Origin of the sequence: Streptomyces sp. NPDC055243 (assembly GCF_044544025.1) — a bacterium.
In the GTDB taxonomy this organism is placed as follows: domain Bacteria; phylum Actinomycetota; class Actinomycetes; order Streptomycetales; family Streptomycetaceae; genus Streptomyces.
The window spans coordinates 247,614-270,308 of sequence record NZ_JBITWR010000005.1 but is presented as its reverse complement, the minus strand read 5'-3'; the positions used below and the strand labels follow the sequence as shown (position 1 = coordinate 270,308).

Below are 22,695 nucleotides of genomic sequence, written 5' to 3'. Positions count from 1 at the left end.
TGTCCTGGCTGTGGTCTGTGACGTCCGTTTCACGGCCCGAGCAGCGCCACCGTCCCCAACGCGGCAACTGCGCCGCCGACCGTGACGAGAACGCGCGATCCTCCTGGCTCCGCGATCACTTCGGCCAGGGCCCCGCTCGGCGGCACGGGGGCCTGCAGCTCCACATGCAGCCCGGCCACTGCCTGCGCCGTGAGGCCGGAAGTCAGCAGCGCCGCCTGCCGGACGGCCTCCAGCACCGCAAGCGCGGGCAGCCGGGGCGGGCGGCCGGCGAGCAGGACGGGATGGCCGGGGTCGCGCGGGACGATGACCAGACGGCCCTGAGGTGCTCGCGCCAGCAGGACATCGGTGTCGGCGGCCGCGCCCACCGCGGCAGCCGGGGGGTGCAGATGCGACAGCGGGGGCGGTGCGACGACGCAGGGCGCCGCCAGGTGGACCGGGCGGGCACACCGCATGGTGCACGAACCGAACGGCATCCCCTCATGCTCATACTCGGCAGAAATGCGGTAGGCGGCGAGCACACCGGCGTGCGTGGCGAGGTCGCCCACGCTCACCCGGACGGACACGTCCGTGGCGCTGCCCCGCTCCAAAGGCCGGACACCAGGACGCACGCCCAGCCTCACTGAGAGGGGTTCAAGCGGGGCGGGACCGTCCGGGGCCAAATACCGGCGCTCCAGTGCGCGGGCGAGCTGGCGGGTGGACTCCACCATGATCAGCGGATGGTGGCTGACGGCGATCGCGCGCTCGTTGAGGGGATGAAGGCGAGGCCACTGGCACTGCGCGCTGAAACTGCTGCCGCCCAGGCGCTGCAGGGACAACAGCAGCATGGATGCCAAGGTGTCCAGCCCCAGCGTCCGCCAGGTCAGAGGCGTGCCCGGCTCGCCTTTGTGCCACCCATCGCCCAGAGCGTCTTGCCGCTCTCCGGCCGCCTGCGCCGCCTTGACCAGCACGCCGGGCGCTGCCTCCTGGTGAAGAGGCCCGGCAGCGCCTTGCGCGCCTGCCCCGACGGGGTGGAGCGCCGACATCAGCGGCCCTCCTCGATCTTGGTGCGCAGCTGAAACAGGCCCCGTCGCACGTGGCTCTTGACCGTGCCCAGGGGCAGGCCGGTGCGCTCGGAGATCTGCACCTGGGTGAGGTCCTCGTAGAACGCCAGGTGCAGCACCTCCCGCTGGCGCCGCGGGAGGCGGGAGAGCTCCTGGGACAGCAGCACACGGTCCAGGACCCGCTCGGTGACTGCCACGCGCAGGTGCGGCGCAGCCATGCCTGCGGCGTGGCCTGCCGCATCGATCAGGCGGAGACGTCGGCTGCGTGCTGCCAGCGCATCGACGATCTTGCGGCGCGTGATGCCGACCATCCAGGCCCCCAGCGGTCCGCGTTCGGGGTGGAAGCCGGCCCGGCCCCGCCAGACCGCGAGGAACACCTGTTGGGTCACGTCCTCGGCTTCCCGCGCGTCCCCGAGCGAGCGGGCGGCCATGGTGTGCACCAGAGGGCTCCAGCGCCGGTAGATCGCGGCGAACGCCTGCTCGTCGGCGTCGACAAGTCCTTGGGCCAGCTCTTCCTCGAGCGCCGTTGCCTCGGTGGGCGGGAACAGGCGCTCCGAGGTTCGCATGATCGAACTCATGGTCGTGTTCCTCCTGCGGAGCGGCTGTGCGGGATAAGACGTCATGTGCTGAGGCACACCCACAGACCAGTGCGCACCTGCGCCAGTTCTGAGTCTTGGACGCACAAACGACGCAGGCAACACGCGTCGGTTGTGCGTCGTACGCTGGGGCAGTGAGTTCGAGCGAGCACGACCCCGCAGGGCTGTCGACCGGTGCGGTGGCCCGGCGGCTGGGCGTCGCGCCGACGACGGTGCGTTCCTGGGACCAGCGCTACGGCCTGGGCCCCGATGTCCACACCCGGGGCAAGCACCGCCGCTGGACCGCCACCGACATCGCGCGGCTGGAGCGGATGAGCGCGCTGACCATGGCGGGGGTACCGCCGGCTGAGGCCGCGCGCCTGGCACGTGACGGAAGGCCGTCGGACATGGCGCTCGCCGCCCGGGCACCGGCGCGCCCTACCCCAGCCCGCAGCCCGTCAGGCACCGGTCTCCGGCTCGGGGATGCGCGCCGGGAGTGCAAGGGTCTCGCCCGCGCCGCGCTGCGGCTCGACGCCGCGTCCGTGGACGACCTGCTGACCGCAGCGATCGACGAATACGGGCTGGTCACGGCCTGGCAGGAGGTGATCACGCCAACGCTGCAGGCAGTGGGCCGCAAGTGGGAGAGCTCGGGGGAAAAGTACGTGGAGGTCGAGCATCTGCTGTCCTGGCACGTCGTCGGTGCGCTGCGGCGCAGCGCACCGCGTGTCCCCTCCGGCCAGGCGGCTGCCACGACGCTCCTCGCCTGTGTGCCCGGCGAGATCCACACCCTTCCGCTGGAAGCGCTGGCAGCGGCCCTGACCGAACGTGGCCTGCCCGTGCGCATGTTCGGTGCCGCGATGCCGGCCGAGGCTCTCGTGCAGGCAGTGCGCAGGACCGGGCCCGCGGCGATCGGACTGTGGGCGCAGTCCCGGAGCACCGCAAGCCGCCCCCTGGCCCAGCACGTGGCGGCGATGACGTGGGGCGTCCGGGGTGCCCGCCGCCACCCCCTGGTGCTGACGCTGGGACCGGGCTGGGCCGGTCCCAGCGTGCCCGGGCTGCCCCGCCCCTCAGGGCTGGCCGAAGCTCTGGCCGTTTTGGAGACGGCGATTTCCGGCGATGCCCGGCGGCCTGTCACGCGGTGAGCCCAACCACGGCGGTGACATCCTGGCCCACCGCCGGCTGCGCCCTTCCCGGGACCAGCGATGTGACGGACGGCCAACGAGACGAGGAGACAGTTGATGCCCCTTCAGCACCCCACGGCCCCCCGCACCGTCGTCATCGGTGCCGGGCTCGCCGGCCTCGCCTGCGCGATGGACCTGTGCCGCGCCGGACAGCGGGTCACCCTGCTGGAGTCGTCCGATGCGGTGGGCGGGCGGATGCGCACGGACCACACCGACGGCTTCCAACTCGACCGCGGTTTCCAGGTCTTCAACACCTTCTACCCCCAGGTCAAGCGCCGCCTGGACCTTCGCCGGTTGCGGTTGCGCCCCTTCACCCCCGGATTGATGGCCCACACGCCCGCCGGGGTGCTGCGCCTCACCGACCCGACCCGGCGGCCGCGCGAGGCCGCCAACCTGCTGCCCGGGCGGGCATTGAGCGCCCGCGACCTCGGCGCCCTCGCGGCACTGACCGCACGGGACACCCTGTTGCCGGCTCGCGCGCTCACGCGCGGGCATGACCAGGCCACCGCCCGCGCGCTCACACGCTCCGGGCTGTCCCCCCGTGCCGTCGACAACCTGCTGCGGCCGTTCCTGGCGGGCGTGTTCCTGGAGGACGAGCTGGAGACCTCGGCACGCTTCTTCCACCTCATCTATCGCAGCATGGCCCGCGGCAGCCTGTGCCTGCCCTCCGGCGGCATCGGCACGGCTCCGGCCCAGCTTGCCGCAGGCCTGCCAACAGGCACGCTCAGGCTCGAGACGCCGGTCGCGGCCCTCACCGACGCCGGTGTCCTCTTGGCCGACGGCCGCGAAGAACCGGCCGCCACAATCGTCGTCGCCACGGACGCCGCAACGGCCGCGCACCTGCTGCCCGGCCTGACGGTCCCGGACGGACGCACCGTCACCACCTACTACCACGCCACGGACACACCCCCGTTGAGCGAACCGACCCTGGTGACCGACAGCACGCTGGCGGTCCTCAACACCTGCGTCCTCAGCGAAGTCGCCCCCACCTACGCTCCGCCGGGCACCGCTCTGGTGTCCACCTCCGTCCTGGGCGGCGACGCGCCCAAGCGAGAGGCCGCCGTACGCCGTCGTCTCGCCGAGCTGTACACCACGGACACCACCACCTGGCAGCTGATCGCGACCTACACGATCGCCGGTGCACTGCCGGCGATGAGGCCACCCTGGCCGCTCAGCCGCACGACCCGCCATGCGCCCGGCCGGTACGTATGCGGAGACCACCGGGCCACCGGATCCGTGCAAGGCGCGCTCGCCTCCGGCACCCGGGCCGCCCGCGAAGTACTGACCGATCAAGCGCAGCCTCACCGGTAGAGACCTGCAACCGTCCCACCGCATCCGCCACAGCCCTCCGGGCCGAAGAAGAGGCGTGGCCCAGTTCCCTATCGGGCCGACTTCTGGAGGAACCGTGCCATCCACGGAGCACGCATCCTGGTCGCCCGGTGCCACCAGATCCATCGGCAGCGCCGTGGCGGCCGAACTCGACGTACGCGGAGCCCGCCTGGCTCTCGCCGCACACAGCTGTGAGCAAGCCCGCGTCCTCGCCCCGGAACTGCCCGCAATGCAGCCGCACAGCCACCCCGGAGACATGCACCGATGACACTTCTCCACGACGACCTCCTCGCCAGCGCCTTCGACCACGCCGCGCCCGCCTACGACCGACTCACCGCGATGAACCCGGGCTACCGCACGGACCTGCTGCGATCGGCCCGGCGGCTCAGGCTTCCCCACGGCGGAACCAACCTGCGGATTCTCGACCTCGGATGCGGCACCGGCGCCTCCACCCGCGCCCTGCTGCGAGCAGCCCCCCACGCCCGCATCACCGCCGTCGACGCATCGGCCGGCATGTTGCAACAAGCACGCACCAAGACCTGGCCGCCGAACGTGCGCTTTCAGCACCTGCCCGCCGAGGAACTGCTGACCGACCAGGACACCGGCACCTTCGACGCGATCTTCGCTGCCTACCTCTTCCGCAACGTCAGCGACCCGGACGCAGTCCTGGGCGCCGTCCGCACCCTGCTGCGCCCCGGCGGCAGGCTGGCCGCGCACGAGTACAGCCTCAGCGGCTCACCCGTCCACCGCGCCCTGTGGACGACGATCTGCCACGCAGTGATCATTCCGGCCGGGACCCTGACCGGTGACCGCGCGCTCTACCGCCATCTGCACGACAGCGTCAGCGCGTTCGACACCGCACCCGCCTTCGCCGCCCGTGTTCACCGGGCCGGATTCACCGACGTACGCACCCTCCCCGTCGCCGGATGGCAGACCGGCATCGTCCACACCTTCCTCGCACGCAACGGCTCAGCCATCCAATGAGCTCGCTCCGCGACCTTCGAACTCGCCGTCGCCCAGGCGGTCATCCGGGAAACCACCATCCTGCGCCTGCCCCCGTATGAGCATCTGACGACGACGGAGATGGCCAAACGGCCCGGGCTGTCGGTGGGCCAGATCAGAATGGAGCTGGCCCAGGGACTCGAACCCTGACGCCGCGCGGAGGTGAGAGATCGTGAAGCATCTGGACGCGGCGGACCTGGCCGAGCTTGCCCTCCAAGACGAGACCCCCGAGCGCTTCAGTGCCTTCACCGCTCATCTGGAACAGTGCGACCGGTGCCGGACCGAACTCGAATCGCTGCGGCGCGTGGTGGGCGCGGCGCGGGCGATGTCGCCCGACGACATCCCATCTGCGCCACCCGACAGTGTCTGGCATGTGATCTCCTCGGAACTGGCACTCGCTCCGACGACCGGGGCGCCGGAGCCCCAAGGCAACGGCGACGCGGGCCATGGCACCGGCAACGTGCCCCCGCTGGTGGTCTCCACTGGTCAGGTGGCTGAAGAATCCGAACCCCGACCAGCCGGAGGCCTGAGGCCGGCGGTGCTGCTCGCCGCTGCCTGCCTGGTGGCAGGGGCGGCACTGGGAAGTGGCGCCACCTGGTGGCAACTGCGCGACGACGAGGGGGAAGCCACCCGCACCGGAACCGCATCAGCGCTTGCCCCGTTGGCAGTCGGGGACGCGCAGGGGCAGGCGCGGCTCAAGGAAGCACAAGGCCCCCGACGGCAACTGCACATCGATGTGAGCGGCCTACCCCGGACAGACGGCTACTTCGAAGTGTGGCTGATGGATCCGACCCACAAAAAACTCATCGCGGTCGGTGTCCTTGACCCGAGCGGGTCGGCCACCCTGCCCCTGCCCCGAGGCGTAGACCTGGCCGACTACCCACTGGTGGACGTCTCGGACCAGGCCTACAACGGCAGTCCCGCGCATTCCGGCAAGAGCGTGGTCCGTGGTTCTTTGAAGAACTGATCCCTCACCAGGCCACGATCGCGACACTCCCCGGTTGGTCCTTCGGCCGTGCATCCAATTCGCCGCCTCGTGCGGAATCCTGGGAGCCCGCTGCACGCACAGCGGCCCGCCACGCGACAGCGAACTGGGGATGCATGTACGACACGGAGATCGCCATCGTCGGTGCGGGCGCCGCCGGACTGTCGCTGGCCTACCACCTGTGTGCTGCCCCCTCTAAAGCCCCCTCGATCGTCCTGATCGACGCCCCGCCGGGTCCGCTGCGGCCCCCGGAGCGGACCTGGTGCTTCTGGGAGCAGCTGCGCGGCGAGTTCGACGAAGTGACATCGGCGGACTGGAGCACCCTGCGCCTGCGCGGGCCGGACGGTATCTCCGTGACCGGCTCGCCCGCACCGCTGCGCTACAAGATGCTGCGTTCGCGCTCCTTCGAGACCTTCGTGCACAAACGGCTGGAGGCCACACCCGGCGTGACACGCCTGGCGGCAGCGGTCCACGACGTGCGTGATGGGCCTCAAGGGGCGGAGGTACGGGCAACCGGCAGCCGGGGCGAGACCCTCACGCTTCGGGCTCGGTGGGTGTTCGACTCCCGCCCGCTGCCCCGGCTTCCACCGGCCCGCACCACGCTTCTCCAGCACTTTCGGGGCTGGTTTCTCCGACTCGACCAGCCCGCCTTCGACCCCGGAGTCGCGGACCTCATGGACTTCCGCACCCCGCAACCGCGGCACGGCCTTTCCTTCGGCTACGTCCTGCCCAGCAGCCCCTATGAGGCGTTGGTCGAGTACACGGAGTTCTCGGCCTCGGTCTTGGACGACGCAGGATACGACCAAGCACTGCGCACCTACGTGGGAGACCAACTCGGCCTGGAGAAGTACGAGGTACACCGCATCGAACAGGGCGTGATTCCCATGACGGACGCCCGGTTCCCGCGCCGGGCAGGTCGATCGGTGTTCCGTATCGGCACGGCCGGTGGCGCGACCCGCCCGTCCACCGGCTACACCTTCGCCGCCGTCCAACGACAGGCGCGGGCCATCGCCCATGCCTGGCACGAGGGCCGTACCCCACACCCGCCGCCCGCTCACTCGCGGCGTTCTCTGGCCATGGATGCCGTCCTCCTGCGCGCCCTGGACACCGGCAGGGTGAATGGAGCGGGATTCTTCACCGGCCTCTTCACCAACGTTCCCATGGAACGCCTCCTTCGCTTTCTCGACGGTGCCACACGCTGGCACGAGGACTTCCGCATCGGACTGCACACCCCCGTGCGCCCCATGCTCCGCACCGCGATCGAGCTGCCCCTGCTGCCCCGCCTCTCGACGGCCCGAGAGCGCACACTGCCCGCGTCCAGGCGGCAACACGGACGACAGAAAGAGATGTGACATGCCTGTGCCGGGCGACAACACCCCGCCACTTCGACACTCCGCCGGATCACGGAGCACGGTCCGACGAGGCCGAGACCGGCGCGCGCGCATGCTGCCCGGCCCCAAGGGACGGCAACGTGTCGAGGGCCAGGCCCCCCGAACGGCGGTGATCGGCGGCGGCATCGCGGGGCTCGCCGCGGCAACGGCCCTGGCAGAGCGCGGTGTCCACGTCACGCTGTACGAACGAGAGCAGCAGCTGGGGGGCCGTCTGGCGGGCTGGCCGGTCGGGCTCTCCGACGGATCTGCCGTGACCATGAGCCGCGGATTCCATGCCTTCTTCCGCCAGTACTACAACCTCCGAGGCCTGCTGCGGCGTGCGGACCCCGGGCTGCGGATGCTCACCGCGCTCCCCGACTACCCCCTGCAGCACAGCGGTGGCCTGCAGGACAGCTTTGCGCGTGTGCCCCGTACGCCGCCGTGGAGCGCACTGGGCTTCGTCGCGCTCAGCCCCACCTTCGGCCTGCGGGACCTGCCCCGGATGAACGCACGCGCCGCCCTGCCTCTTCTCGATGTCAGAGTGCCGCAGGTGTACGAGCAGTTGGACGGCCTCAGCGCTTGGGACCTTCTGGAGCGCATCCGGTTTCCCGAGGCCGCCCATCACCTGGCCTTCGAAGTATTCTCGCGCAGCTTCTTCGCCGATCCGCGCGACCTCTCGGCAGCCGAAATGGCTTTGATGTTCCACATCTATTTCCTCGGCTCCAGCGAGGGCCTGCTGTTTGATGTGCCCAACGAGCCTTTCCCGGCTGCACTGTGGGAACCGCTCGCCCACTACCTGTCCGGCCATGGGGTCGATATCCGGACCGGTCAGAGCGTCGAGAGCATTCAGTCCGCCCCGCACGGCGGCTCGCGGGTCATCACGCAGGACACCGAATCCCGTTACGACGCGGTGGTTCTGGCCCTCGACACCCCTGGCCTGCAGCGGGTGGTCGCCCAATCCCCGCAGCTTGCCGACCCGGAGTGGCGGTCCCGGATGCTGCGGCTGCGCACCGCTCCGCCGTTCTTGGTGTCCCGGCTCTGGCTGGATCGCCCAGTAGCCGCCGACCGCCCGGGCTTCCTGGGCACCAGCGGCTACGGGCCTCTGGACAATGTGAGCGTCCTCGAGCGCTGGGAGGGCGAGGCTGCCCGGTGGTCCGCCCGCCGTGGAGGATCCGTTGTGGAACTGCACGCCTACGCGGCGGCCGGGCACGCCGACCGGGCAAGCGAACAAGAGCGGCTGGTAGGCCAGTTGCACCGGGTCTACCCTGAGACACGCGATGCTCAGATCATCGATGCGCGGCACGAGTGGCGCGCCGATTGCCCGCTGTTTCCCGTCGGGGGGTACGCGGACAGGCCCGAGGTACGCACCTCAGATCCCATGGTGACCGTGGCCGGCGACCTGGTGCGCACACAACTGCCGGTCGCACTCATGGAGAGGGCGGCGACCACAGGCTTCCTCGCTGCCAATGCGCTGCTCGAGCAGTGGGGCGTGCGTGGCCAGACGCTCTGGACGGTTCCGGACAAAGGCAGGGTCGGCGTCCTGCGAGCCCTCAACCGGGCGCTCGGCTGAGCATGCTGTCGCCTTCCTCCGCCGGTGTGGCGGGCGTTCGCCCTGTGTGCGGGTGAGGTGGTCGACAAGGGCTGTGGCTGCCGGGGTGCGGGCCCGCGCTCCCGCCGCTGAGCGCCTCTCCGATCGGTGGTTCGACCAGTCCTCGTGGCTCAGCCAGGGAAGCGGCCGCTGGTGCGCAGCGCCCAACGGCGCTCCGCATAGGCCATGTCGTCCCGCCACAGGCGTCCGGCGGCGGCCCGCATCACGGGTCGCAGGGCGGGTGCCGCCGCCCGGGCGATGGCGAAGCCACGGCGGTCCGATGTGGCGATGACCGCTTCGATCACCGCGGTCCGGGGCAGCCCTGCGGTGTCCGGTCCCAGGGGCGTGGCGTGCGTCTCGACGACCGATCCGCGTCCTTCTCCGTCGGTGATGTGCATGACGACGGTGCGTGGCTCCGGTGCGGTGAACACGGCCCGTACCGGAACCACCGCGCGGGCGGCGACCTTGAAGGAGACATCGACGGCGAAGGAGTCCTTGCCCTCCTCGGCGTGCGCATCGTTGCCAGGCTCACTGACGACGGTCAGATCGACGAACGAATAGGGGTGGAACCATGCTCCGTGCCAGGGATCGAGCCGGTTGGCGATCACGTCCTCCGGTTCGCAACGCCCGGCGACTTCGCAGACAGCGGCCACTCCTCGGGAAGGGTGTGGACGTTCTGGGATCACTGGCCGGTCCAGCGGCTGCTCGCCGCCGAGTTCGTCGAGCCTGACCCAGATGAGGACCCCGTCGTCGAACGCCGGATAGGGCTCCCAGCCCGCAGTGGCCTGACCGTTGAGCGCCATCCCGTGCCAGTGGCAGATCAGGGTGCCGCACTGGACCGGACTGTCCTTGAGCGGGGCTCCCAGATGGGGGCAGCTGCCCGGTCCTGCCCGCAGCACGCCGTCCGCGTCCCGCCATGCGACGACTTCGACACCTGCGACGCTTCGGCCCAGTGAGCGGTCGGCGGTGACGTCCTGCGAGCTGCCCAGGACATACCAGTTGCCCGAGGGCCGGGCCAGCGCCCGCTTCAGCGCGCCGGCGATGATGCCCGGTTTCGCCTCGCGCCAGGTGGGCCGCTGGCGCTCCCAGGCCGTGGGGCCACGGCGTAGCCGCAGAGGGATACGCCCCGCACCGGGGGCCCGGCCACCCCTCACACTGTCTCCTTTCCCACAAACCACTCCCGCTCCGCGGCGGCCTGCACATGCGAGGCCGGGTAGGCGCGTGCTCCCGCGACCGCTCCGGCGACGGGCTCGATCCTGCCGCGGGCACGCGTACGAGCCATCGCCAGGCGGACCAGGCCGTCACAGGCCACGGCCGCCCGCCGTCGGCGGGGAACGATGGCACGGCGGTGCAGCACCGCGTATCCGTCGTCGGCGATCGCATCCAAAATGGCGCCGTACAGCACGAAGGCGGTGCGGATGCAGGGCCGGGACATCGGAGCGAGCATCGCCAGCCCAGGCGCGGCCTCGCGGTAGACGCCGCGGGTGAGTTCGGCGGCGGCCTTGAGCATCGCGGTGATGCGCCGGTCAACGGCTCCCGTCGTGCGGCTCCACTGCAAGAGGTCGCGGTCCACGCCGTGAGCAGTCAGCAGGTTCAGCGGCAGATAGAGACGCCCGCGGTCGAGATCCTCGCCGACGTCCCGAAGGAAGTTGGTCAGCTGAAAAGCCACCCCCAGGGCGGCCGCATGCGGCTCGGCCTCCGCACGCGGTACCACCGTCCCGAGCACCGGCAGCATCTGCAAGCCGATCACCGCGGCGGATCCGTGCATGTAGCGGCGGAGCGCCGCATAGTCGGCGTACTGGCTGACCTCCAGATCGAGGCGCATGGAGGTCATGAAGTCGGTGAAGTGCCGCGCCTCGATCGCATACCGGCCAGCCGTGTCGGCGAGCGCGGCCACCACCGGCTGGTCACTGGTGCCGTGCCGCAGCGCGACCTGCAGACGCTGCTCGAGCCGCTGCAGGGCCGCGGCGCGCTCGGCGGACGTGGCGGAGGATTCCAGGTCGTCGACGATGTCGTCGGCCCAGCGGGCGAATCCGTACAGGGCGTGCACCGCGGGCCGGTGCGCCAGCGGCAACAGCCGGGTGGCCAGGAAGTAGGTCTTGCCGTGGCGCGCGTTGAGGCGCCGGCAGTGCGTGTAGGCCGAACGGAGAGCTGGGTCGCTGATGCCCGCGGCATCGAGTTCCCGGTCAGTCATGCATCTGGTCCTTTCACTGCCCCGCCTGCTGTCCGGGGCCTTGGGGGCCGGGACAGCCCCGCTCCCGTGACTCGCGCCGCGGCCAGCTTTCCCGACAGGAGCACCGTCGGCACCCCGACACCCGGTGTGGTGCCGCAGCCCGCGAGGACGGCATTGGTGGTGCCGCGCACCAGGTTGGCCGGCCGGAAGGGGCCGGTCTGGGCAAAGGTGTGGGCGGCGGAGAACGGGGTCCCGGCGGCGTGCCCCTGCGCCGCCCAGTCGGCGGGCGTCACCAGGCATTCCTCCTGGATCGCGGCGCCGAACCCCTGAAGCCCGCGCCGCTCCAACTCCCGCACCAGGCCATCGCGGTAGCGCGGCGCGAGGTCGTGCCATTGGCGTACTCCCGTACCGAGGGCCGTGTTGGGGCAGGGCGCGAGAACGTAGTGCAGGTGACGGCCGGGCGGTGCCAGATCGGGGTCGGTTGCCGTGGGCCGGGTGATCAGGAGCGAGGGGTCGCTCATCAGCTCCCCCGTGCGGGTCAGTTCCCGGAAGGTGCCTTTCCAGGCGGCACCGAAGGACAGGGTGTGATGCGCCAGTTCGGGCCAGGTGCGGTCGGTTCCCGCATGCAGGACCACGGCGGAAGGGGAATACCGCAGCGCGAGGGGGCGCAGCGGCCGGTGCATGAGCAACCGGTAGGCGACGGGCAGGTCCGGGGTGAGGACGACGGCGTCGCAGGCAATGCGTCCGCGGTCCGTGATGACGGCGGTAATCCGCTCCCCGGCGCGTTCGAGGCGCGTCACCTCGTGCTCGAAGCGCAGGTCGCCGCCCGCGTCGGTGGCGGCCTGGGCCATGGCGCGGGGCAGGGCGTGCATGCCGCCCTTGGGGAAGTAGACCCCGGCGACGGTGTCCATGTAGGCGATGACGGCGTAGGCGGCCATAGCGCGGGCCGGAGGGACTCCGGCGTAGAGAGCCTGGAACGTGAAGACGCGGCGCAGCCGCTCGTCGGAGAGGAACCGGCCGATACGGGCGTCCAGGCGTCCGAAGCCGCCGAGGACTGCCAGCCGGGCGAGGTCAGGGGTCAGCAGACCCAGGGGGGAGTCGAAGTTCGTGTCGATGAACCGGCGCATCTGCACCCGGTAGAGACGCTCGAGCCAGCGGCGCAGCCGCCGGTAGCCCAGGGCATCGCGTGCTCCGGCGAAGCGGGCGATCTCGGCCTCCATGGCCGCTGCGCCGGTGTGCACGTTCAGGGTGCTGCCGTCGGCGAATCGCGCGCGGTAGGCCGGATGTAGCGGGATCAATTCCACGCGGTCAGCCAGGCGTTCCCCGACCGCCGCAAAAGGCTCGTCCGCGATATCGGGCATGGTCAAGACCGTTGGCCCGCTGTCCATCCGATACCCGCCCTGCTCAAGCAGGCCCGCGCGGCCTCCGGGCACCGCCGCGCGTTCGACAACGGTCACCCGGCGCCCGGCGCCGAGCAGGTGCAGGGCGGCCGAAAGACCGGACAAACCCGCTCCGACGACCACGACATGATCGGTCGGGCCTTGCAGCGTTCTCATACGTTGCTCGCTTCGGCGAAAGGCGGCAGAGGGCTGACTCGATGCCCGTCGCCGGGTGCATCGGATGAGCCGGTCGCGATATCGGCAGCGGCTGTCGAAGGAATACCCGCCGCCGTGCAGAACAGCTCCCGCAGGTGCGCGACCGCAGCGGGCTCCAGGGCGACGCGGTCCAGGTGCCGCACACTCTGGGCGAGCAGCCGACGGATCTTGGCTTCGACCGTGTCACGCGCACCGCTGGCGACCAAGGCGCCGCGTACGCGCTCCATCTCGCGCTCTGTCAGATCGGCATCCCCCACATGGGTGTCCAGGATCCGGAGCAGAGCGCGGCTCCCGGTGGCCTGGGCGCGGGCCCTGGCCACGGCCAGAAGGTAGGTGAGCTTGCCTTCCTTGATGTCGTCACCCGCGGGTTTGCCGGTGTGCCCCGGGTCGCCGAACACCCCCAGCAAGTCGTCCCTCAGCTGGAAGGCCAGGCCCGCGCAGCGGCCCGCCGAGCAGAGCGCCCGCGTCGTGCGCTGGTCCGCCCCGGCAAGGGCCGCGCCGAAGGCCAACGGCCGCTCCACCGAGTAGAGTCCGCTTTTGAGCGACGCCGTCTGGAGAGCCAGAGACATCGATCGGGAACCGGTCCTCTGCCCGTACAGATCGAGATACTGGCCGGCCACCATCTCCGACCTCATCGCCTGCCAGAGTCTGCGCACATCCCTGGCCAGGTCCGGCGAAAGCTCCGTAGCCGCCACGACGTCATCGGCCCAGGCCAGGGCCAGATCACCGATGAGGATGGCGGCGCTCGTGCCGAACGACGCGCCCGGCCCGGTGGCGGGAGCGCCGTGCTGGGCCGCAAGTTCCATGTGCATGGCGGCCCGGCCACGCCGCACCGGCGAACCGTCCATCACATCGTCATGGACCAACGCGCATGTCTGGATCAGTTCGAGTCCCGCCGCCAGGCGGAGGGCCGCCTGGAGTGAAGCTCCATCGGCGGGGCCACCGCACGCCTGCATCCCCCACCACAGAAACCGCGAGCGCATGCGCTTTCCGCCGGTCAGCGTAAAGTCGGCCACCATTTCGGCCACGCCCTTGGCGAACCTGGCGTCGATCGAGGCAGCCGCGTCCAGCCGCTCTTGGAACACTTCATCGAGGACACGGCCGACCGCGGCTGCCACGTCGGCGCTGACCACGGCCGCATCACACGACCTGGAGCTCTGGCCCGCCGACTGCCAGGCGAGTTGAGCGCGCGGCAGCGGCCGGATGCCTGATGGGTCCTGTCGGCGGGCTCGGTCGTCGTGGCCGCCGGTGACCAGTGGCGGTGCCTCCGCCCGGGTGCGGCGCATCGCAATTCCTCTCATGGCGTCAGGTGGGCCTCGGTCCACACGTCTTCCCTGCGGACGTCCCTCCCGGATGCACCTGCGAGCATCTCCCTGCGAAAACCGGCAAGCGCAATAAGCCGATCACAGTCAGCTGGCCGCACCAGGACCGGCAGAGGGGGCGCCCAGACCGTGCTGTCCGCGGACTGCCAAGGTGCGGCAGGCCGGGCCCCGAGCATCTCCCCCGCGCGAACACCACGAACCGGGTCGGCAGACCGGGAGTGGAGTACGGCAGGGCGCTCGCCAGCGCACGGCGCCGAACGGGCGGCATGGCCATCGGGCAACCGACTGCCAAGGAGCTGCCCGCACGTGGGAAGCCTCAGAGCCCCGCGAGGCGCGCGACGAAAAAGGCGGCGATCAAAGCAGCGCCGAGCACGATCAGCCACAGCCACCAAGTGGGGTGCTCCCAGATGCCTCCATCGGGCCGCTCCTGGTGCGCCTCGGCTATCGACCCTTCGGCGGGTGGCGTCTCCGTCGGAGGGACACGTGGATCCGTCATGTATTCACTGTCCCTCGGAGCGGACTGCTGCGCATATCGGCCGCATCTCCTTGCTGCCTGGCCGGCACGATCCTGCGTACCTCCACTCATCGGGCGTCCTGGCGGCGGGTTAGGACGCAGATCCCAGGGCGCGGTCGAGCGCGCGGGGTAGCCTCTCGGACACCTCATCGCCCAGCCGTTCGAACTCCCGCTTGAGCAAGGGCGTCGCGAGGCGGGCGATCCCATGGAACTGTATGCGCGCGTGGTAGGCGAGCCGGGTACCGCCCTGGCAATTCTCGAAGCGCATGTCGTCTGTGGAGGTGACCGTCTCGTTGCGACCCACGAACGTCAGTTGGTCAGGGTTCATGAGGGTCAGCCGGTAGCGAAGCTGGGTGCGGCGGCCGCGAAATTCGGAGACGTTGTGCCATTCCGTGCCCGCCGCTGCCGGGCCGGGGCTGATCTGCTGGCAGGTGACGGTTCCTGGATCCCAGCTCTCGGCATGGGAAGAGTCCGCCAGAAAGGCGACGACTTCCTCTACGGGGTGGGGCAGGTCCAGGACGCGCTCGACGTCGATCATGTGGTTCCCTTCGCGGCGGGCTCTTCCAGCACGGTGCACGCACCCATCGGCTTCTCGTCGGGCTGCGTCGTTGGATGCACTCCACCGTGACCCGATGGACGACGCCGTGTCCCCACCCGTCGCGGGCTGCCCGAAGTGACCAGTCACTCGCTGAACCAGACGGTCTTGAGCGGTGCATCAGCCCGTCGAAGCTTGCCCAAGTACAGGTCGAAGCTCGCCCAAGTACGGAGGGCGGGGCGGAGCGGGACAAAGAACCCAGGCATCCTGCATCCGACACCCGGTTCAACGGCGAAGTACTGGTGTGAGGGAAAAACAGCAGGGAGCCTCGCAGGCCGTCATGTCGCTCCTCGATCCGCTGCGTGAGCGCGCCGGCTCCCTGCTGTTCACCCGTGTCGCCGGACCCGAGGGGCCGCGCAACCGCCACAAGATCCACGCGTCTCCCGGGCCACGCTGGTTCCCGCCCGACAGCCCGATACGCCGCGTACACGCCGATAGCTCCATGTTCATCGGCGGACTCTCCGCTCTGCTCATGCAGTCCCTTCACCCGGTCGCCATGGCCGCAGTCGCCGCGCACTCCGGCTACAGAGGTGATCCCTGGGGAAGGCTTCAGCGAACCAGCACGTTCCTCGCGACAACGACCTATGGCACTGCTCAGAGCGCCCAGGCAGCCTGCGAGCGCCTCAACACCGTCCACGAGCGGATCAAGGGCGTCACCGGGGAGGGCATCGCCTACCACGCAGCGGACCCCCACCTGCTGGAGTGGGTGCACGTGGCGGAGATCGACAGCTTCCTGCGCGCGCATCAGCGATTCGGGGCGCACCGGCTGACGGATGAGGAGTGCGACAGATACGTTGCGCAGACATCTCGCATAGCCCAAACGCTCGGGGTTCTCAGACCTCCACAGTCGATGAACGCCTTGAGCGCCCGAATAGACGACTTTCGCAGCGAACTGCGCTGCACCCCCGAGGCGCTGGAAACAGCCCGCTACCTGCTGCTCCGGCCCCCGATCCCCACCGCGGCGCTGCCGTTCTACGGCGCTCTGGCATCCAACGCCATCGCCCTGCTGCCGCGCTGGGCATCCACGGAACTGCGATTGCCGCGCTGTCAGCGCGCAGAGCGATGGGCCGTAGAGCCTGTGGGGAGAGCAGCTACCGGCCTGATCAGATGGGCGATGGGCTAGCGAGCACCGCAGCTACAGAGCACCCATGAAGCCCGGACAGAGTCTCTCTTCGCCACCGCTGGACGCAAGGGTCGGCGCGGACGAAGCACCAATCCAGCAGCAGCACCGCGCCGCCGCTCGGCCGCGCGCACGCCCACGCCAGGGGGCCGGGTGAGCCGCAGATGCGCCAGCAGATGGATCACAGGAACCTGTGGACACGGCCGAAACGCACAAGGAGCGCGCGTTCGGCAAGCCGTGGGAGCATCCGGGCCTTGTGCGTGAATGCTCCCACGGAGACCGACCCTGACCCCAGAATGCAGAAGGGAACAGCCATGCCGAAGAAGGATGACTTGAGCAAGGGCGACGAAGTGTCGTGGAAGAGCCACGGCCAGGATGTGCCGGGCAAGGTCAAGAGGAAGATCACCGACCGGACTCGCGCGGCAGGCCGGACCGTCGATGCCTCGACGAAGGATCCGCAGTACGAGGTGGAGAGCGCCAAGTCCGGCCGCTCCGCTGTGCACAAGCCCGGCGCTTTGCGGAAGAAGGGTATGCGCTCTTGACGGCCGCGAAGCAGAAGGAAGACCGGGATGAGACGGTGCCCGCGTTCAGGGGGCGGTCAACATGCCGCCGGGCAACTGGAAAAGTAGACCTGCATCGCATCCTGTCCACGAGGGCGACCACCGTCGTCTTGGACCCATCTCGTAAGGCTCGCGCACGAGCGCGCGGTCCCGGTCGCGGCTGCTCCCCCATCGAGCCAGGCCGCCCGTCATAGGTGCAGTCACTTCGCCGAGGGCACCCACGTCGCAGTCGTCGCAGGAGGCTCCGGGGCCGGAGTCGCCTCGTCCATCTCGGCTACATCCATGTCGACCACGCAGCCTTCCGGGATCTTCTCGCTGGAAGTCGCGCAGGCCGAGGGATCGGCATCGGGGGCGACTTTGTTCGCCTGGCGCTGGCTCTTCCCCTGTTCGTCCGAGGTCGATGTGCCCGAAGACGGGTTGCCGTCCGAGGACGACGAGCAGGCCGCCGCGCCCATCACAGTGCACAGGATCAAAACAGCCGAAGCTGCAGCCGCACGAGTACGCATGAAAGTCCCCCCAACGCGGACGCGGAATGTCCGGCCCATCAGTCGATCAACCATGCCACCTTGCGTCGCGCAGCTGACGTGGGAAATGTGAAGAAATGACATGCCTGCTTGGCGCGCACTCGGCTAAATCCGGCATATTGCCGCACGAGATCGCGCCCCGGATCTGCCGGGCGCTCACGTGTTGCAGCGGAGCTGGAGACCGGGTGTGGAGCAGGGCGGCCAGACCGAAGCCGCAGGCCCACAGATCGCCAAGGTGCCGAGCGTCGGCGAGGGTCACGTCGGCCGCCCGGCCGCTTCCGAGGCTGCTCAATAGCACTCCCCGTAAGCCGCGGACGTGGACGCATCCCCCGCCCGGCCGCCTGTCGCGAGTGCTTGCCTGTTCGATGAGCGATGGGGCCAAGGCGGTCAGGGCGGCGTTGGCGCCCCGTCGTCTCCGGAGAGAGCAGGGGGCGCGAGAGGGCCGTTCCCCGGTGCGCTGCCCGGGTCAGGTTCGAACGGCTCTCCCGGAGGAAGGCCGGCGCGGGCGCGGAGCATGTCGGCTTCGGCTCTTCTCATCTCAGCCTGTGCGCGGATGAGGTCGGCGTCGGCCTGCCCGCGCACCTGCACGATGTCGGAGGCGTTTTGCCCCCGGGCTCTGACGAACTTGGCGAGTCCGTTGAGGATGCCGCCGATGAGCACGCCGGAGGCGGTGATGAGGCTGACGATGGCAACTACCACGGGGGGCGCGTCGGATGGCCCCAGTCCGGCACTGTGGCTGATGTCCGGCAGGACCGCCCGCGTGCTGCGCCAGGCCACCGTCAGCAACGCGATCACAGTGACGGCCCACAGGACCACCGCGATACCTGGAACGGCCCGCACCGCATGCCATGCTCGCTGCGGCCATGGCAGGGTGGCGCGCCAACGCCGCTGTTGGGCACGGTGGATCCGACGGGCGTCGGCGTGCTGGCCGCCGTTGCGCAGGATGGTGGCCAGCTGCTCGTACGGCTCGGGGTCGTACTCAGGGGTCGCGGCCGCCAGCCACTCCAGCCGCGAGGAGAGCGGGAAACTACCCAGCGGGACGAGGCTCTCGTAGCTGAAGCCGCCTATCTGGAGGCGGCCGGGACCTGGCCAACTGGTAGACCTGTCAATCAGGTTGAGGACCTTGGCGCCCGACAGAGTGACCTTACCGCGCTCGGGGGCCTCCCCGAGGAAGCGCAGTTCGGTCGTCCGGACGCGGCGCAGCGACATCTCCTGGTCGCTCTCCAGGACACAGCGCGCCCCGTCCATGTCGACGGCGTCCCCGAAGAGGCCGTCGTCGAGCCGGATGCCGCCCTGGCACTCGAAGCGCTGGACGCGGCTGCCCCGGGCGGGGGTCTGGCCGGGCAGAAGCCGGTCGGCCAGCGAGGCCGGCGTCATGTAGAGCGTGCGCTCCACGGTCATCTGCGGGGCGTCGAGCGCCCGCTGGCCGTACGGATTGGCGAGCTTGCAGCCGCGCAGGCTGAAGGAGCCTCCGACCGTCGCACCGTGCAGGCTCAGTTGGCCGTGCGACTCCAGCAGCTCGGCCTGGAGGTCCTGCCCGACCGAAAGCCCGTCCGCCGCGATCGAGTTGCCGCGCCGGTCGCGGAACACCACGGCCTGGTTGAACAGCAGGTCTCCACCGATGTGGGCGCCAGTCAGGCGGACGCCTCGCTGGAATCGGCAACGGGACAAGTCCAGGTCGCCCTCGGTGTAGACGCGGTCCCCTGCTAGGCGCGGCACTGAGCAGTCCACGAGCCGTAGCGTGGTGAAGCGCGCCTTCGGGATCAGCACCTCCTGCTCCAAGCGGCACTGCTTCAACTCGACGTAGGGGGCGACGGTGCCGCCCGCGACATCGAGCACGTCGGTGATCTGCACGCCCCGGAGCTTGAGGCAGGAGAGCCGCCCACCCACGCCGGGCGGCCGGTGAAGCAGCAGCCACGCAACGACCCGTGCGCGCACACTGCGCTCGGGGCCCCAAGGGTGCTGGCCGTGTGGATCGTCGACCTCCCCGTCGCCCGTGCGCAGGTCGTAGACGCTCCCATTGCGAAAGGCCTGCCACATCCCCATCTCGGCCTCGGTCAGCCAAGCCGGTGGATCGCTGGTGCCTGCCGTGGCCATGTCCATCGTCGCGTTCTTCTCCCTGCCGACGTCATCGTGTGCGCCCCATACCTATTGCATCGGGCTCGTATCAGAGTGTGGTGGCACGCGGATGGGCCCATCCGTCGCCTTTCCTCCAAAACCCGCCAGGCCCTGGATTCAGCACGGCCGGGTCCGGTCAATGGTGTACTCACCGTTCAGCCACCGGTCTCCCACACAGACCGCCCTGGCGGTCACCGGCCCGCGGTCAGGCTCCTCGGAGCCCTTATAGAGGGCTGACTTGCCCGTCGTCTCGTAGACGGTGTCCGATGCGCGGTTGGCCAGGCAGCCGGAGAGGACTGCCGTCTTCGACTTACCGTGCAGGGCAACCGAGTTGACTCGGGGAGCGATGCGCGGCTCGCCATCGACCTCAAGGCCCTGTTGCTCATACCAGGCCAAGGTGACCACGACGCCGCTGGCGGCTTTGTCCCGGGCGTACTTCTGCAGTTCGGCGTTGTTGAGCTTCCCGGTGCGGGAGGCCTCGTACTGCACTGTCTGCATCCCCCCCCGTACGCGGCTAGGATCTGCTCCTTGGCCTTGTACTCCACGGGCTGGGACGGGGTCGCTTTCGGCGAAGTCGTCTTCTCGGGCGCGGGGGTGGACCTGGCTGAGTCTTCGGTCGAGGAGCACCCTGCCGCGCCGCTCAGAAGCAGCGCAGCTCGCACAGCCACTGTCACTCTCCCCAAAAGCGATCGTGACCCGTCACACCCCAAGCGCATCTGTGGTCCCCCGCCCCATCCGCCAGTTGACGACACACACTAGCGGTGTGGTTGGCGTCGGCCGAGGGGCCCGCCTGCCTGATCCAACCCCCGCCCCCGCTACCGCTGTCCGGGAAGGCGCCACGGGCGTGTGGCGAGTCCAGAGGTCGACCGTCGCGGACCTCTGCATGCCCACCTTCGGACAACTCGCCACCCGGATCAGTGAAATCACGGCGCCACAGCAGGATGGTCAGGACGGCTCCGACGTCACCGACCGTGCATGTCGGCCTTGACACGCCTCGATGTGCTTGTGCGCCGCCTCAGCGAAGCAACGCGTCTTCGCCGACATGACAGCGACCTTGCTCAGCAGAGCGAGCGAGTTCATGCGCTCATCGACTGGGAAACGGAGCCTCTGGTCTTGAGTAAAGGTGAGCGAATGGATCTCCTCCCGCCCTTCGCGGCCGGCCCACCGTCGACTTCGACAGGCCGCTGTGCCGGGCCATCGAGGTGCGCGACCGGTGGGTGGCATTCTTCGGAAGCTGTTCCAGCGTGGTGACCACCACGTCTTCCACCTGTTCCACGCTGATCGTGGGTGGCCGGCCCGGCCGCGGCTCGTCGGCCAGACCCTCCAGCCGCTCGGCGAGAAACCGCCGCCACCACGTACGGACCGTGTATCCGCGGCCACCCGCAGATCCCGGGCGACCACGACCACCGGCGGCACCTCAGGCTCCGCACACGCCAGCACGATCCGAGCCCGCAAGGCCAGGGCCTGGGCCGATGTTGCCCGACGTGCCCACCGCTCCAACTCCGCCTGTTCTTCAGCGGATAACAGCAGGGCTTCCAGCTTGGGGCCCCGGCACGGAACTGACGCACCAGCAGCAGAAGTCACACATCTACTAACGACCGACTACTGGCGCAGAACACTAGCCGAGTATCCGGGCCAGACGAGTGTCCACATCCCGGATCTGCCCGGAGACCTGGCCGATCCGGCAAGCCAGCAGACCAACACCGTCCCGTAATTACGCCGCGCCTGCGCGATGCCCTCACGCCACGCTGGGCAGCACGCGGGTCCGGCCGATGGCGCCGAGCCAGGCGGCCGAGGGCTTGGGGGTACGGACAAAGGTCTCGCGGTCTACGGCGATCAGGCCGAAGGTGGGCTCGTAGCGGCCCCATTCGTAGTTGTCCAGGGCGCTCCAATGGAAGTAGCCGCGGACGTCGATGCCGTCGTTCATGGCGTCGGCAAGGGACTCCAGGGCGCCGGTGGTGTACTGGATCCGGCGGGAGTCGTCGGCGGTCGCGATGCCGTTCTCGGTGACGATCAGCGGGGTGCCGCCGGTGACGGAAGCGCTGTGCCGCACGGCATCGCCCAGTGCCTGGGGGTAGTACTCCCATCCCATGAGGGTGCGCTCCGCGTCCTCGGGCACGGGCAGTCGGCCGTTCGGGCCGATGAGCGTGCGGGTGTACGCCTGCACGCCGAGCCAGTCGTCGCCGCGTGCGGCTTCGAGGAACACGTCCACACGTGGGTGCCGGAATGCCGCGGCGACTTCCTCGGATCCGGGCAGGGCTTTGCACACCAGGTTGGCGACGGACCAGCCGGTGCTTACGTGCGGGGCAAGGGACTTGACCGTTTCGACGGCTCGGGTGTGTGCCCGTACCAGAGCGTCGGTGGTGGCCTCGTCCGGAGCCGGCGGGTCCTCGGCGAAGTTCACGGCCTGTCCGGAGGCGAGGGCGGCCTGTGCGGCAGCCATGACGGCGACGATGTTGGGTTCGTTGATGGTGCACACGTGCGCCACGTCCGCGGCGAAGATGGGTGCGGCCGCGGTGAGGTAGCGGGCGAACAGTTCGTCCGATCCGGTGGCGGCCCAGCCGCCGCGCCGTGCGAACCACAGGGGTGTCGTGAAGTGGTGCAAGGTCACCATGGGCCGTAGACCGCGTTCACGGGCGCCTTCGACCATGCGCCGGTAGTGGGCGATGGCGGCGCGGGAGAACTCGCCCGGGGCCGGTTCGATACGGGCCCATTCAATGCTGAACCGGTAGTCGGTGAAGCCGAGTTCGGCCAGCAGGTCCATGTCCTCGCGCCACCGATGGTAGCTGTCGCAGGCGTCACCGCTGGGCTCCTTGACGTAGGGGAGGTTGCCGTGCTCGAACTCCCACCAGTCGCTGTTGGTGTTGCCGCCCTCGATCTGGTGGGCGGCGGTGGAGGTGCCCCACAGGAATCCATCGGGCAGACGTCGTGCATGCGTCATGAGTTGCCTCTCTCTTGTGTGTGGCCACGTGCGTGACCAGTCGCGGCGAGCCGGCGGAACCGGCGGCGGGGGGCGCAGGCGGCAGGCAGGCGCCGATACCGAAGGCATCGCCGCCCGTGGGCTGCTGGAGACTGGCCCGATCCCGCTTCGGGCGGCGCCTGCG

At 69.8% G+C, this 22,695-nt stretch carries 20 protein-coding genes and 1 pseudogene; 8 read left to right on the top strand and 13 right to left on the bottom strand.

Going from position 1 to position 22,695, the window contains the following annotated elements; all coding sequences use genetic code 11:
- Nucleotides 1-29: 29 nt before the first annotated feature.
- The gene (locus ACIGXX_RS17190) at nt 30-1,022 is read right to left on the bottom strand and encodes a hypothetical protein (protein WP_366463747.1); all 993 of its coding nucleotides are present in this window, start codon (nt 1,020-1,022) and stop codon (nt 30-32) included.
- Complete coding sequence (locus tag ACIGXX_RS17185; RefSeq protein WP_351167841.1) at nt 1,022-1,618, bottom strand: sigma-70 family RNA polymerase sigma factor; 597 nt, start codon at nt 1,616-1,618, stop codon at nt 1,022-1,024. The genes ACIGXX_RS17190 and ACIGXX_RS17185 overlap by 1 nt, the downstream gene beginning before the upstream one ends.
- Nucleotides 1,619-1,770: 152 nt before the next feature.
- On the opposite strand from ACIGXX_RS17185, the gene ACIGXX_RS17180 reads away from it, so the two are divergent.
- From ACIGXX_RS17180 to ACIGXX_RS17155, 6 genes are all read left to right on the top strand, one after another.
- Nucleotides 1,771-2,757, top strand: coding sequence for a MerR family transcriptional regulator (locus ACIGXX_RS17180; protein ID WP_399976371.1), 987 nt, complete (start codon nt 1,771-1,773; stop codon nt 2,755-2,757).
- Nucleotides 2,758-2,853: 96 nt separating this feature from the next.
- Nucleotides 2,854-4,107 carry an NAD(P)/FAD-dependent oxidoreductase gene (locus tag ACIGXX_RS17175; protein WP_366464824.1) on the top strand — a complete coding sequence of 418 codons (1,254 nt, stop codon included), beginning with the start codon at nt 2,854-2,856 and terminating at the stop codon, nt 4,105-4,107.
- 282 nt (nt 4,108-4,389) lie between these two features.
- Nucleotides 4,390-5,109, top strand: a complete 720-nt coding sequence (locus ACIGXX_RS17170) for a methyltransferase domain-containing protein (protein WP_366464825.1) — start codon at nt 4,390-4,392, stop codon at nt 5,107-5,109.
- A gap of 190 nt (nt 5,110-5,299) precedes the next feature.
- Nucleotides 5,300-6,094, top strand: a complete 795-nt coding sequence (locus ACIGXX_RS17165; protein ID WP_366464826.1) for an anti-sigma factor — start codon at nt 5,300-5,302, stop codon at nt 6,092-6,094.
- Between the two features lie 134 nt (nt 6,095-6,228).
- On the top strand, nt 6,229-7,464 hold the full coding sequence (locus tag ACIGXX_RS17160; protein ID WP_399976366.1) for a lycopene cyclase family protein: 1,236 nt from the start codon (nt 6,229-6,231) through the stop codon (nt 7,462-7,464).
- Nucleotides 7,465-7,555: 91 nt separating this feature from the next.
- A complete protein-coding gene (locus ACIGXX_RS17155) occupies nt 7,556-9,052 on the top strand; it encodes an FAD-dependent oxidoreductase (RefSeq protein ID WP_366464828.1) in 1,497 nt (498 codons plus the stop codon).
- Between the two features lie 149 nt (nt 9,053-9,201).
- On the opposite strand, the gene ACIGXX_RS17150 is transcribed toward ACIGXX_RS17155, so the two are convergent.
- The 6 genes from ACIGXX_RS17150 to ACIGXX_RS17125 form a co-directional block, all read right to left on the bottom strand.
- On the bottom strand, nt 9,202-10,224 hold the full coding sequence (locus tag ACIGXX_RS17150) for a DUF5914 domain-containing protein (RefSeq protein ID WP_366464829.1): 1,023 nt from the start codon (nt 10,222-10,224) through the stop codon (nt 9,202-9,204).
- Complete coding sequence (locus ACIGXX_RS17145; protein WP_366464830.1) at nt 10,221-11,264, bottom strand: phytoene/squalene synthase family protein; 1,044 nt, start codon at nt 11,262-11,264, stop codon at nt 10,221-10,223. Before ACIGXX_RS17145 ends, ACIGXX_RS17150 begins: the two co-directional genes overlap by 4 nt.
- Nucleotides 11,261-12,799, bottom strand: a complete 1,539-nt coding sequence (gene crtI, locus ACIGXX_RS17140) for a phytoene desaturase family protein (protein WP_366464831.1) — start codon at nt 12,797-12,799, stop codon at nt 11,261-11,263. The genes ACIGXX_RS17145 and crtI overlap by 4 nt, the downstream gene beginning before the upstream one ends.
- Nucleotides 12,796-13,971 (bottom strand): polyprenyl synthetase family protein, encoded by a 1,176-nt coding sequence (locus ACIGXX_RS17135; protein WP_366464832.1) that lies wholly within the window; start codon nt 13,969-13,971, stop codon nt 12,796-12,798. The genes crtI and ACIGXX_RS17135 overlap by 4 nt, the downstream gene beginning before the upstream one ends.
- A gap of 505 nt (nt 13,972-14,476) precedes the next feature.
- Nucleotides 14,477-14,656 carry a DUF6480 family protein gene (locus ACIGXX_RS17130; RefSeq protein WP_351167862.1) on the bottom strand — a complete coding sequence of 60 codons (180 nt, stop codon included), beginning with the start codon at nt 14,654-14,656 and terminating at the stop codon, nt 14,477-14,479.
- A 109-nt stretch (nt 14,657-14,765) separates the two neighbouring features.
- On the bottom strand, nt 14,766-15,212 hold the full coding sequence (locus tag ACIGXX_RS17125) for an SRPBCC family protein (protein WP_399976359.1): 447 nt from the start codon (nt 15,210-15,212) through the stop codon (nt 14,766-14,768).
- A gap of 337 nt (nt 15,213-15,549) precedes the next feature.
- On the opposite strand from ACIGXX_RS17125, the gene ACIGXX_RS17120 reads away from it, so the two are divergent.
- The gene (locus ACIGXX_RS17120; RefSeq protein ID WP_399976357.1) at nt 15,550-16,392 is read left to right on the top strand and encodes an oxygenase MpaB family protein; all 843 of its coding nucleotides are present in this window, start codon (nt 15,550-15,552) and stop codon (nt 16,390-16,392) included.
- Nucleotides 16,393-16,703: 311 nt separating this feature from the next.
- Entirely contained in the window at nt 16,704-16,931 is a 228-nt protein-coding gene (locus tag ACIGXX_RS17115; RefSeq protein ID WP_351167868.1) for a DUF2945 domain-containing protein, read from the top strand.
- A 218-nt stretch (nt 16,932-17,149) separates the two neighbouring features.
- On the opposite strand, the gene ACIGXX_RS17110 is transcribed toward ACIGXX_RS17115, so the two are convergent.
- From ACIGXX_RS17110 to ACIGXX_RS17090, 5 genes and pseudogenes are all read right to left on the bottom strand, one after another.
- Entirely contained in the window at nt 17,150-17,509 is a 360-nt protein-coding gene (locus ACIGXX_RS17110) for a hypothetical protein (RefSeq protein WP_383824939.1), read from the bottom strand.
- Nucleotides 17,510-17,860: 351 nt separating this feature from the next.
- Nucleotides 17,861-19,576, bottom strand: coding sequence for an oxidoreductase (locus ACIGXX_RS17105; RefSeq protein WP_383824936.1), 1,716 nt, complete (start codon nt 19,574-19,576; stop codon nt 17,861-17,863).
- Nucleotides 19,577-19,708: 132 nt separating this feature from the next.
- A complete protein-coding gene (locus ACIGXX_RS17100; RefSeq protein WP_399976353.1) occupies nt 19,709-20,080 on the bottom strand; it encodes a hypothetical protein in 372 nt (123 codons plus the stop codon).
- Nucleotides 20,081-20,675: 595 nt separating this feature from the next.
- Nucleotides 20,676-20,945 (bottom strand): annotated as a pseudogene (locus tag ACIGXX_RS17095) (helix-turn-helix domain-containing protein); the annotation flags it as partial.
- Between the two features lie 384 nt (nt 20,946-21,329).
- Complete coding sequence (locus ACIGXX_RS17090) at nt 21,330-22,532, bottom strand: family 1 glycosylhydrolase (protein WP_366464835.1); 1,203 nt, start codon at nt 22,530-22,532, stop codon at nt 21,330-21,332.
- Between the last annotated feature and the right edge of the window lie 163 nt (nt 22,533-22,695).